11 protein-coding genes are annotated in these 11124 nt (G+C 71.3%); 3 read left to right on the plus strand and 8 right to left on the minus strand.

All coding sequences use genetic code 11. From position 1 onward, the window contains the following. On the plus strand, window positions 1-1404 hold a 1404-nt coding region (locus ACFU99_RS18055), incomplete at its 5' end, for an FAD-binding oxidoreductase (RefSeq protein ID WP_384392704.1). Between the two features lie 185 nt (window positions 1405-1589). On the opposite strand, the gene ACFU99_RS18060 is transcribed toward ACFU99_RS18055, so the two are convergent. From ACFU99_RS18060 to ACFU99_RS18095, 8 genes are all read right to left on the minus strand, one after another. Further along, a complete protein-coding gene (locus tag ACFU99_RS18060) occupies window positions 1590-2360 on the minus strand; it encodes an NDP-sugar synthase (protein ID WP_384392707.1) in 771 nt (256 codons plus the stop codon). Between the two features lie 467 nt (window positions 2361-2827). Continuing rightward, the gene (locus tag ACFU99_RS18065; RefSeq protein WP_384392710.1) at window positions 2828-3358 is read right to left on the minus strand and encodes a VOC family protein; all 531 of its coding nucleotides are present in this window, start codon (window positions 3356-3358) and stop codon (window positions 2828-2830) included. 366 nt (window positions 3359-3724) lie between these two features. Continuing rightward, complete coding sequence (locus ACFU99_RS18070; RefSeq protein WP_384392713.1) at window positions 3725-4336, minus strand: S26 family signal peptidase; 612 nt, start codon at window positions 4334-4336, stop codon at window positions 3725-3727. After that, complete coding sequence (locus ACFU99_RS18075) at window positions 4333-6234, minus strand: ABC transporter ATP-binding protein (RefSeq protein ID WP_384392716.1); 1902 nt, start codon at window positions 6232-6234, stop codon at window positions 4333-4335. Before ACFU99_RS18075 ends, ACFU99_RS18070 begins: the two co-directional genes overlap by 4 nt. After that, entirely contained in the window at window positions 6231-6866 is a 636-nt protein-coding gene (locus tag ACFU99_RS18080) for a TlpA family protein disulfide reductase (protein ID WP_384392719.1), read from the minus strand. Before ACFU99_RS18080 ends, ACFU99_RS18075 begins: the two co-directional genes overlap by 4 nt. A 9-nt stretch (window positions 6867-6875) precedes the next feature. Then, window positions 6876-7427, minus strand: a complete 552-nt coding sequence (locus ACFU99_RS18085; protein ID WP_384392722.1) for a MauE/DoxX family redox-associated membrane protein — start codon at window positions 7425-7427, stop codon at window positions 6876-6878. 114 nt (window positions 7428-7541) lie between these two features. Then, window positions 7542-7742, minus strand: coding sequence for a hypothetical protein (locus ACFU99_RS18090; RefSeq protein WP_384392725.1), 201 nt, complete (start codon window positions 7740-7742; stop codon window positions 7542-7544). 184 nt (window positions 7743-7926) lie between these two features. Next, window positions 7927-9054, minus strand: coding sequence for an RICIN domain-containing protein (locus tag ACFU99_RS18095; protein ID WP_384392728.1), 1128 nt, complete (start codon window positions 9052-9054; stop codon window positions 7927-7929). A 389-nt stretch (window positions 9055-9443) separates the two neighbouring features. Between ACFU99_RS18095 and ACFU99_RS18100 the strand changes: the two genes are divergently transcribed. Both ACFU99_RS18100 and ACFU99_RS18105 read left to right on the plus strand, forming a co-directional pair. Further along, entirely contained in the window at window positions 9444-10121 is a 678-nt protein-coding gene (locus ACFU99_RS18100; protein WP_384392731.1) for an ANTAR domain-containing protein, read from the plus strand. Window positions 10122-10174: 53 nt separating this feature from the next. After that, window positions 10175-10936 (plus strand): ANTAR domain-containing protein, encoded by a 762-nt coding sequence (locus tag ACFU99_RS18105; protein ID WP_384392734.1) that lies wholly within the window; start codon window positions 10175-10177, stop codon window positions 10934-10936. The last annotated feature ends 188 nt before the right edge of the window (window positions 10937-11124 follow it).

Here is an 11124-nt window from a genome sequence, read left to right on the forward strand (position 1 = left end):
GCGTCAGAGCAGACTGCGGCGGAGCAAGTCGCGGCAGAACTGCGCTCCTTGGTCTCCGCCGATCAGGTGCTGACCAGCGGACCCGTGTACGACACGGCCGTCGCCCTGTGGAACGCGGCGGTGCGGCGCACTCCGGCCGTCCTGCTCCGCTGCACGACGACCGCGGACGTCCAGGCGGGCGTCAGGACGGCCAGGAGGTTCGGACTGCCGCTGTCGGTGCGCGGCCAGGGGCACGACTGGGCGGGACGGGCACTGCGCGACGGCGGGCTGACGCTGGATCTGGCGCCGATGCGCTCGGTACGGGTGGACCCGGTGCGGCGCACCGCGACGGTCGGCGGCGCGACCAGCATCAACGAAGTCCTCACCGCCGCCGACCAGCACGGACTCGTCGCCGTCACCGGCACGATCGGCGGCGTCGGCCTCGTCGGCCTGCTGCTGGGCGGCGGTTACGGCCCGCTGTGCGGCCGGTTCGGGCTGGCCGCGGACAATCTGCTCGGGGCCGAACTGGTGCTGGCCGACGGCTCGGTGGTACGCACCGACGCCGAGCACGAACCCGATCTGTTCTGGGCGTTGCGCGGGGGCGGCGGCAACTTCGGCGTGGTGACATCGGCCGACGTGCGAGTGCATGCGGTGCCGGGTGTGGTGACCGGCACCATCGCGTACCCCTGGGAGCAGGCCCGGCAGGTGTTCACCGCGGTGCGCGAGATCCAGGCGGGCTGCCCGGACGAACTGACCGTACAGACCGCCGTCATGCTGGGGCCCGACGGCGCCCCCATGGTGCTGCTACTGCCCACTTGGTGCGGGGACCCGGCCGTGGGCACCGATCCGAACGGCCCGGTGCAGCGCCTCACCCGCCTGGGCACGCCCGCGGTGGCGCAGCTCGCGGCGGTGAACCACGCCGCGGCGGTGGCCGAGCGGGACGCGATGTTCCCGGCCGGTCGAGGCGTCAGCATCCGCACCCGCTCGGTTCCGGACCTCGCCCCGGACGTCATCGAGGTGCTGATCGCCGGAGGAGAGGCATTGACCTCGCCGATGTCGGCCGTCTCGGTGCACCACTTCCACGGCGCCGCCAGTCGGGTCGCCCCCACTGAGACCGCCTTCATCCGGCGGGAGCCGCACCAGATGGCGGAGATCGTGGCGATCTGGCCCACCGCTTCTGACGCCGCTGCCGCCTCCGGCGGCGCTGATCCCGCCGACGGTGCGCGGCATCGCGCCTGGGCGGAGACGATGTCGCGGGAGCTGGCCCCGTACGCGTTCCCGGGCGGCTACCAGAACTTGGTCGGGCCGGAGGCGACCGACCAGCACCCTCACCTGTACGGCACCAACACCGCCCGGTTGAAGGCGATCAAGGCTGCGGTTGATCCGGAGGACGTCTTCCAGGCGACGCCCATGCCAATCGACTGACTGCCGGCCAAGGTCAAGGGAATGCGGGTCAGGGGAATGCCGGGCAGGTGAATGCCGGGCCGCCGGCTGTCAGCCGGCCGCCAGTCGGCGCCCAGTCGGCGGCCTCGGCCCGCCATTGGCCGTATACATCACCACGCCACTGGTCGGACACGTCGCCGTGCCGTCGGCCGAGCGCGCCGCGACCGTCACGCCGGGCGTCCGGAAGGCCGCCCGGCGAGCTCGCGCTCCAAGTCCGCGAGGTCTCGGGAGGTGTTCACGGCCCACCATGGAACGTCCACCGGGTACCCCATGAGCCGGCGGTTCCGGATCAGATGGGCGAGCGTGCTGGGCACGTGATCACCTTCATCGGGGAGCAGGCCGACCACGTCGGATTCGAAGAGGTAGATGCCGGCGTTCACCCGGGGAGCCTGGAAAGACGGGGTAGACGGCGAGGACGAGGCAGACGGGAAGGACGGGGAGGACGGAGTAGACGGGAAGGACGGAGCAGACGGGGACCGCGCCGGCTCCAGTGCCGTCACCCGGCCCCGCTCATCGCACTCGACACCGGCACGCGGCTCGGCGGGACGGGCCAGGGCCACGGTCGCCGACGCGCCGTGCCGTACGTGATGGGCGTACATGTCCGCGAGGGAGAAGCGGGTGCAGATGTCGCCGTAGGCGGCGAGCCAGGGCTCCTCGGGGTACGGCAACGCCTTGGCGCTCCGCTTGAGTCCTCCGCCCCGCCCCAACGGTCGTTCTTCCACCACCACTTCGACGCGGATCGGGAGTTTCTGCGACTTCAGATAGTCGACGATGACGGTGGCCAGGTGCCCCGCCGAGATGATGACGTGCTCCACTCCGGACTCGGCGAACCAGTCGAGCTGACGCCGCAGGATCGGTGTGCCCCGCACGTCGACCATCGCCTTCGGCCGGTCACGCGTCAGAGGAAGCAGTCGCCGCCCGAATCCTCCCGCCAGCACGACCGCCTGGCACGCAGTCGTCCCGATTCCCGGGTCGGCTGCCGCCTCACCTCCCCCACTGCCGAGAGCCGCCGACGCCGTCGGCCTCCTCGGCTCCGGCGCTCCCCGCAGCCCCAACCCTCGCGACTCCCTTGAGTTATCAGCCACAAGCGCAGGGTATCCAGGCGCGCCGTCGGACTGCGGCGCCGACGACCGTACGCCGCGAGGGGCTGCGCATTCGGGCACGGAGTTCGGCCCCCGCGCGCCGAGCGATCAGCACGTCCCGGCGGCAAACCGCAGAGACTCGACGGCTGCTCGCACAGCGGCATCACACCCGCGACCGCCTCAAGACCGGAAACCGGAAACCGGAAGCCGGAAAGGCCCGGCTCGATCGTGGCGCTCCGGCGTCGCGCCGGACCGTCGTACGCACCGTGCCGTACGGGCGTACGAACGCCCCTCGGCTGCGGATCGGTCCGGCGCGGCGGAGGTCAGCGCCAGGAGTTGTTGCTGGTGTGGTCGCCGGCGAGCCAGCGGGCGAGGTCGGCGTGGGCCGTGGCACGTCGCTCGGCATCGATCTTCTCCACGTCGGGGTGATCGACGGCGAATTCGAGCCTGAGCCCATTGGGGTCCGTGATGTACAGCGAGACGCAGAATCCGTGATCGAGCACGATCGCTTCCGGCTCCGTGTAGCCGGCCTCGGTGATCCGCTTCCACATCGCGTCCTGGGTTCCCTGCTCGACCTTGAAGGCGATGTGGCGGAGGGGAGTGAAGTTGATTTCGGTCTGGAATTCCTTCTGGTCCTCGGGGTCGGCGAACTGGAAGAAGGCCAGGGCGCCACCGTCTTCCATTCCGTAGAAGGTGTGGCAGTAGACGCGTTCGGCACCGCGCATCACCTCACGCTCGGTCCATGTGGCCACAAGAGGAAGGCCGAGCACGTCCTCGTAGAAGCGCCGGGTGGCTTCCTGGTCGTCGGTCACCCATGCGTGGTGGTGGAGGCGGAGAGGAAGGGTCTGGCTCACGTCGGGTCATCTCCTTTGATGAGGCTGGGGCCTGGATCGGCACTCAAGTGGCTGCCTGCTCCTCAATCAGGATGCCTCAGTTGGTTTAACGTTGAACTATTTTTCGCCATCACACCCCACACCCCGGCCAGATTCGATCTTCAACCGGCTGACCTGCAAGAACACGAACCGGACAGCGAGCACCGACCCAGACGGCAACCCATCGCCCAGCGCCCGCCCCGCCTCCCTACGACCTCCCTGACCTGGAAATACTTCGTACGGGATCGCGTTCGCCCATCAGAGCGCCAATGTGTCCGCATCCGCTCGGTGTCCCATCTGTCCGGGCCCCAGCAACAGACGCCCATACGGATAAACCGGCATTGACTGTCATCGGCGGCGTTCGAGCCTGCGGATCACCACGCCCAGAATGTCGCCGCGTTCGAGGTAGCCGAAATGGCGGGAATCATGGCTGTGGGCGGTGTTGTCGCCGAGGAGTACGAATCGGTGCGGGGGTACTGGGCGGCCGGCGTCGGCGGCGAGGGCCGGGGCCAGGCCCGCGGGGACCACGTCACCGGGGCCTGCCACGACTCGTTTGATCAGGCGACTTCGGGTATTCGACGGGCTATCGGCCGGACGGGGGATCTCCTGGTGGGTCAGCGCCGACGGCGGCGCTATCGCCTTCGCCGGCTCTCCCGGTGGACCGCCGGATGGCGGACGCCACCTCACCACCACGACATTCCCCTTGCCGATCCCCCCGCCTCGGCCAAGCCTCCGGATCAGCACCCTGTCACCGCTCTCGTAGGCCGGTTCCATGCTGGCACCAGCCACAGTGATGACAGCGAAGCGGCGCCGTGCCAGCAGTACGTTCAACAGAGATGCTGCGACCAAGGCGGCCAAGGCGATCGGGGCCGCCAAGGCGATCGGGGCCAACGAGGCCAACAAGGCCGGCGGGGCCAATTGCCGAACCATCGGGGCCAACTGCCGAACAGGCACCCTCATGGGATCGCCTTGCCCAGGTCAGGGGCCGGGGCCGTGGTGTCGGACGGTGTCGACGCCGGCCCCGGACGGTAGCCGCACGCCTGCATCGTGAACAGACGGGCGTAGGCGCCGTCTTCCCGCATCAGCTCGTCGTGTGAGCCGCGTTCCGTGATCCGGCCGTTCTCCAGCACCACCAAGAGATCCGCGTCCCGGAGCGCGCCCAGTCGGTGCGAGATCAGCAGGCTGGTGCGGCCTGCCCGGTGGTCGCGCAGGCGCAGGTGGATCTCGTGTTCGGCCTCGGCGTCCAGGCCGGAGCTTGGCTCGTCGAGGATGAGCAGATCGGCGTCGTCGCGCAGGAACGACCGGGCCAGGGCGAGGCGTTGCCACTGCCCGCCGGACAGGACGACGCCGGTGACCGGATCGTCCTTCTCCTCCTCGGAGAAGAAGGTCCGGCTCAGCAGGGTCCGGTAGCCGCGGCCACCCGGCAGGGCGGCGATGGAGTCGTGCATTCCGGCCAGGCGGGCGGCCCTCTCGATGCCGTGCTGCTCGGTCAGCCGGTCCAGGTCGCCGAGTCCGATGTTCTCGCCGGCCGTGAAGTCGTACTCCATGTAGTCCTGGAAAGTGGCCCCGATGCGCCTGCGCACCTCGGCGGGGTGGAACGCCCGCAGATCGGTCCCGTCCCACAGCACCTGGCCGCGCTCCGGGTCGTACAGCCGGCACAGGAGCTTGATCAGCGTCGTCTTCCCCGCGCCGTTGAGCCCCACCAGGCCGACGGCGCGGCCCGCCGGGACCGTCAGGTTCACGCCGCGCAGCACCCAAGGGTGCTCCGGCCCGTAGCGGAACCAGACGTCGCGCAGTTCGATGCCCTTCCTGAGGCGGGGCACCGGCCGGGGACGGGCGCACACCGGCACGTCGTCCTCGGTCTCCCGGACCGCGACATAGTGATCGAAGAGCAGCAGCGCCTGGTGCCCGCCCGCGATCTCGCCCGCCAGTGAGGCGAGTGCGGCCTGCACGGCAGGCAGCGCGGTGACCAGCAGCGCGACGCCGCCGACGCTGATACGGCCCTGTCCCGCCGCCCGTACCGCCCACAGCAGACCGAGGCCCGCGACCACGGCCGCCAGCACGCCGAGGGCGAGCTGGACCACCGCCTCCTGGCGGTCCACCGCCTGCTTGGCCCGGTCGGCCCGGCGGCGTTCGGCGAGCATCCGGCCGCGCAGGAATCCGCCGATGCCGAACAGCCGGATCTCCTTGGCGGCCCGCGGGCTGGTCAGGAGCTGGAAGTAGAACAGTTCCCGGCGCTCCGCGGGGCCGATGTCCCAGAGCATCGCCGCCCGTCGGCGGCTCATCGCCAGTTCTCCGAGCAGCACCGGCACCCCGGACAGGAGCACCGCTGCGGCCAGGACCGGGCTCAGCACCATGAGCGAGCCGAGGAACCCGCCGATGGTGAGCGCGGCTTGCAGGGCCCCGAGCCCGCTGTTGACCGCCTGCGTCGGCGTCATGCCCCCGGCCTGCTGAGCCAGTCGCAGCCGGTCGAGGAACCGCGGGTCCTCGAATTTGCTCAGCCCGGTCAGGGCGTCCACGGCCCGGTAGAGAGAGTCCTGGGCGCGCAGCCCGGCCGCGCGCTGCGCCTGCGCCTGTACGTACTGGGCGAGCTGCGGCACCGCGGCGGCCAGGACGCCCACCGCGGCGAGCAGCCCCGCCGGGCCGAGGAGCGCGGCGAGCCCGCCGCCCGCGGCCAGCCGGTCCAGCACCGTCCGTACCGTCCACGCGGAGGCGATGGGCAGCACCGCGGCAAGGGCGGAGAGCAGCGTGAGGGCCGCTACGTGCCGGGGCGCGGCCCTGAAGGCGAGCCCGGCCGCCGCGCGGAAGACACCGGCCAGCCGCCGCGGACCCGGTGAGGACCCCCCATCAGCCCTCACCGGATTACGGCGGCGGGAGCCGGCAGCACGTGCTCGCCCACGGCCTCCACCACGAGTTCGTCACCGACGGCGCGGACCCGACACATGGACGGGAAGGCGCGGACCCCGAACGCCTCCGTCACGGGTCCCGCGATGGATTCCCGTACGACCGTGGTGAGCGCCCCCAGTTCCTGCACCATCTGTTCGGTCTCCGAGTCGCCGTCCGACCCGCCCGCGACGACGGCGACAGCCCCGTTCACCGAAGCCCCTCCGAGCGCCGCCGCCACCCGCGGCAACTGTGCGTGGCACGGAGGACAGCCGGGAGACAGGAACACCACAACGGCCCCGGCCCCCGCCTTTACCCCCACCCCGAGATCGCGATTGCGAAGGGTCCGGTCGTCGACGGTCCTGGTCTCGAAGGTCCCTACGATCGCGCCCGGCGGGAGCATCCCCTCGTCCATTGCCGCATCCGTTCCCCCGCCCGTCCACTGATCCGTCACCTGATCCGTCCCCTTGCCGGCGATGCCGCCCGCGTACGAGGGCGTGCGCGCGGGCTGCTGGGCGCGCAGCCTCCGGATCAGCCCCACCGTCAGCAGGAGGTCGAGCAGGCACAGCGCCCCGACGAGCACGACGGCCGCGATGAGATACGCCATGGTCACCTGTCACCTGTGTCCTTTCGGCGCGGCGACGGGCAGGAAGTCGCGCAGCACCTCGTATATGTCGTCGAGTACGGTCACCACGGCACCGAGTACGAGCCCGGCGCCGACGGCCACCGCGAGGCCGCCCGGCGCTGTGGGCACGCCGTGGAACGTCCCGGCGGCGCCGATCGCCGCCACGAGGATCAGAAAGCCGTTCCGCACGAGCGGGAGGACGCCCGTACTGCTCGTAGAGGCGCCGAAACACCGGCACGGCACCCGCAGGCCGCGCCGGAGCGACGCCGCCATCGCAATGGTGAACGACCCGAGCAAACATCCCAGCAATGCGAATCCGGCCATCGTCAGCGGCCTCGGCAGCACCAGTAGAACGGCCCCGGCCGCCTCCGCCCCGGCGACCAGCCGAGCCGCGGCGCGTCCGCGGCGCGCGGACAGCCCGGCGAACTCCCGTACGGAGCGCGCGAACGCGCTGAAGGACTCCGCACTGCTGAGTTTGGTCACCACCGCGACTGCGAAGACGACCACGAGCAGCGTCCGACAGGACACCGCGGCGAGTTCCATGGCGCGAGTCACACCTTTCCGTCTGCCGGAGTACGGGGGCCGGGGCCAAGGACCGGGGACCGGCCACAGGAGCCCCGGTGGCCACGCGTGGGAAGGCCACCGGGGCAACCGGTCTCAGCAGCCGCAGTGGCCGAACTCGTAGTAGTAGCTGCCGTCATCACAGTTCACCCGGTACTGGGTGTACTTCTTCTGGCCCCCGCAACTGCCGGTGATGCACTTCGATCCGGCCCTGTGGCACTTGACCGCGTGCGCTGTCCCTCCGGGCAGCAACCGTTCCACGAGGCGATCGGTGAGCGCTTGCACGAATGTGGTCACCTGAGGCTCCTTCTGCTGAGAGCGCGTCGCCGATGGGCGGCGCGACAAGAAGTAGAGGGAGTGGAGCGTGCTGCGTACGGCCTGGCGGGCACAACACCACGGGGCTGTCCCGGACGGCTCCGCACCTGTCCGGCCTGGTCAGGCACGGGGTCCGGGCCGCATCCGGACAGTGTCCGGGGCACTGTCAGCCGGTTCGGATGACGAACCTCTGGCCGGCCGCGCCCGTGCATCGTTGTTCGACCGCTTCGGCGCCTTCGGCGACGGCGCCACCGGCTATGCCGACGCACCGGCCACTGTCGGCCGGGCGGATCAGGAAACCACCGGAGCTGTCGGCGGCAGTGGTCTCCAGGCGGAACAGGGTGGCCTGGGCACAGTCGTTACGGGGCTCCAGCATGCCCTTCACCGGACCGTCGCGCATGACCGTCAGGCACCCCCGCCCCATCTGGGGGTGGTGCCACTGGATGCGGTACAGGCCCTCACCGGCGGGTTCGAGGTACGTTCGCGGCACGGTGGCCTTGGCGCAGGGCAGTTGGACGGCGACCGCGCTGCCGTAGGCGCCGCCGCGATCGCGTCCGTCGGTCAGGCAGAGTCCGGGCGTGCGGGCGGGGCGGATCGTGACCCAGCCGTCTACGGGAGCCATCGAAGACATCGAAGCGGTCGAAGACATCGAAGCCGTCGAAGACGCCGAAGCTGTCGAAGACGCCGAAGCGATGGTCGCCGGGGTGGCCGAGGTGCCCGTGCCCCCCGCCCCCGAACTGTCGGGCAGCAGGCCCCAGATGCCCAAGGCGAGCAGCGGCACCATGAGCGCGGTCGTGAGCGTGACCAGGCGGGCCTTGGCCCGGCGCGGCCGGGAGCCCGTGGAGCCTGCCGCTTCGGGCTGCGGCTGAGCTTCGGTCCCGGTACTGATCGCGGCTACGGGCACGACCGCGGCCTCCACCGCGGGCACGGCTTCGACCGCCCCGACGGATACGGCCTCGGCCTCCCCCGCGAGCCGGGCCCTCGCATCCAGCCAGGCATCGACCCACCGGCCGTCCCCGCAAGCGTGTCCATCCGCACAGACGCGTCCGACCCCGCAGGCGCCCTCACCCCCGCAGGCGCGGACGAACGCGGCCACCACGTCGGCCCTCGGCAGGCTGTTCCGCCGCAGGACATCGGCCAGCGTGCTGCGCGCCAGCGCGTCACCGCGGAGGGCGGCCCGCTCCTCCAATTCGCGATACGTCAGCCCCGAACGCTCCTTGAGCCGCCGCATCGACTCGACGAAGCCGGCGACGTCTCGGGCATCGCAGGGCGACAGTTCCCCTGGGTCCCGCACGAGCGTCATCATGCTGATGGACAACGAACGACACAAGGACAAATGCCGTCGCGCCCCTCCTGTCCGGTACGCGCTCCGGACAAGCCTTGACCAGCCCGGACAGCCCGGACAGCCCCCGGAACGGTCCAGGACACCGGAAGCGGAACACCTGACGGACCCCGGCGGACCACCCACTCGACACGGCCCGCACACCGCGCACCACGGCCGCGCGTACGCTCAACCTGCCGTCCAGCGATGGCGAACCGCCTCGTCCCAGCCGAGTAGCGGAAGCTGTTCCCCGCGGAGACGGACTCCGCTGGTGCGGTGGAATACTGGGCCAGTAGCCTTCCGGGTACGGAACGTGGTCGTCTTCCGGAGCCGGTAAACCCTTCGGCGCGGAAGGTTCAACGATGGAGAACCGTGTGTCGGTACAGGAGTTGCTCGTCGGCCTGGAGCGGGCCGTCAAAGCCGGGGAGCACCGCGTGTGGGCGGTGCGGTGCGCCCATGCGCTGGGCCTGGGCGGAATAGCGGTCTCCTTGCGGTGGGGCGCGGAACTGGTGTGGTTCAGCGACGACGTCAGCGCTCGGCTGGAGGATGTGCAGTTCACCCTGGGGCAGGGCCCCGGGATGGCTGCGGACTTCCGCCAAGTGCCCGCCCAGGTGGCGGACTTGGGCACGGACGAACGCTGGCCGCAGTTCGCCGCCGAGGCCCAGGCCCTGGGCGTACGGGCGGTGTTCGTGTGGCCGGTCCGGACGGGGGCCGCATGGTTCGGGGCGCTGACCGGCTACCGCACGGATCCGGGTCCGCTGACCGCCCGGCAGGCGGCGGACGGGCTGCGGGTCGCCGACGCGCTGACCGGCCGGCTGCTGGCCTGGCGGCCGGGGGCCGAGGTCTCCGACGACGGGCCGGGCATGGCCGGGGCGGTCGACCTGCACCGGGCCGAAGTACATCAGGCGACCGGCGTGCTCAGCTGCCGGCTCGGCGTGTCGTTGGAGGAGGCGCTGGCCCGGCTGCGGGCGCGGGCCTTCGCCTCCGGCAGCCCCCTGACCGAAACCGCCCGCGAGGTCCTGCGGGAACTGCCGTCGTGAACCCGTCGACCGGCACGGGTCCCGGCGGGTGTGTGAGCATCGAGGAGTAAGGCATGAGCCGAGAACGTAAGATCGCCGAAACCTTCGTGGAACTCGCCGACACCCTCGTCGCCGACTTCGACGTCATCGATTTCCTTCAGCAGCTGACCGTCCGCTGTCGCGACATCTTCGCCGTCGCCGACGCGGCGGTCCTGCTGGCCTACCCCGGCCCCCAGCTCTACAGCCCCGCGCCGTGCGACCCCGGCCCGGCGCTGGCCAAGGTGCTGGACCTGGCCCTGCGCGAAGGCCCGGCCCTTGACGCGTACCGCACCGCCCACGCCGTCACCCCCGGAAACCTCGCCTGCGCCCCCGCCGCCTGGAACAACTTCACCGCGCAGGCCCGCGAGGCCGGCTACACCTACGCCAGCGCCGTTCCCCTGCGGCTGCGCCAGGAGACCCTCGGCAGCCTGCTGCTCCTGCGCGCCACGGACAGTCCGCTGCCCGCCGACGACCTCACCATGGCCCAGGCGTTCGCCGACGCGGCCACCATCGGCCTGCTGCACGCACGCTCCCTGGAGCACGCCGACACCGTCAACGAACAACTCCACACCGCTCTGCACAGCCGCATCACCATCGAGCAGGCCAAAGGGTTCTTCGCCGCCCATCGCGGCATCTCCCTCGCCGACGCCTTCACCACCATGCGCCGTCACGCCCGCCACCACGGCCTCCTGCTCACCACCGTCGCCCACCACGTCATCGACACCGGAGACCTCCCCCGTCCCGACTCCGCACCGCCGCCCTCCCGCCGCCAGCCTGCCGAGGGCGCATCGGAGTAACCGCCTGCACGCGCGTACGGGCATGGGCGACGCGCGTACGGGCATGGGCGCGGGCGTACGGGCATGGGCGCGGGCGACGCGGAGCGCCCGCGCCGCCCATGTGTCCCCAGCGTCTCGGCTCAGCTGTCGTGCAGCGCCGCGGTGAGGGCGTCGACGGCGAGTTCCGTTCCTCGGCCGTGGCCCGCAAC

Origin of the sequence: Streptomyces sp. NPDC057654 (genome assembly GCF_042800135.1) — a bacterium.
Taxonomy (GTDB): domain Bacteria; phylum Actinomycetota; class Actinomycetes; order Streptomycetales; family Streptomycetaceae; genus Streptomyces.

Bases quoted from the DNA above. Each gene is read 5' to 3' on its own strand.
- ACFU99_RS18100 (WP_384392731.1), top strand. From the start codon at position 9,444: ATGGAGAACCGTGTGTCGGTACAGGAGTTGCTCGTCGGCCTGGAGCGG.
- ACFU99_RS18070 (WP_384392713.1), bottom strand. From the start codon at position 4,336: ATGAGGGTGCCTGTTCGGCAGTTGGCCCCGATGGTTCGGCAATTGGCC.
- ACFU99_RS18080 (WP_384392719.1), bottom strand. From the start codon at position 6,866: ATGGCGTATCTCATCGCGGCCGTCGTGCTCGTCGGGGCGCTGTGCCTG.
- ACFU99_RS18105 (WP_384392734.1), top strand. From the start codon at position 10,175: ATGAGCCGAGAACGTAAGATCGCCGAAACCTTCGTGGAACTCGCCGAC.
- ACFU99_RS18085 (WP_384392722.1), bottom strand. From the start codon at position 7,427: ATGGAACTCGCCGCGGTGTCCTGTCGGACGCTGCTCGTGGTCGTCTTC.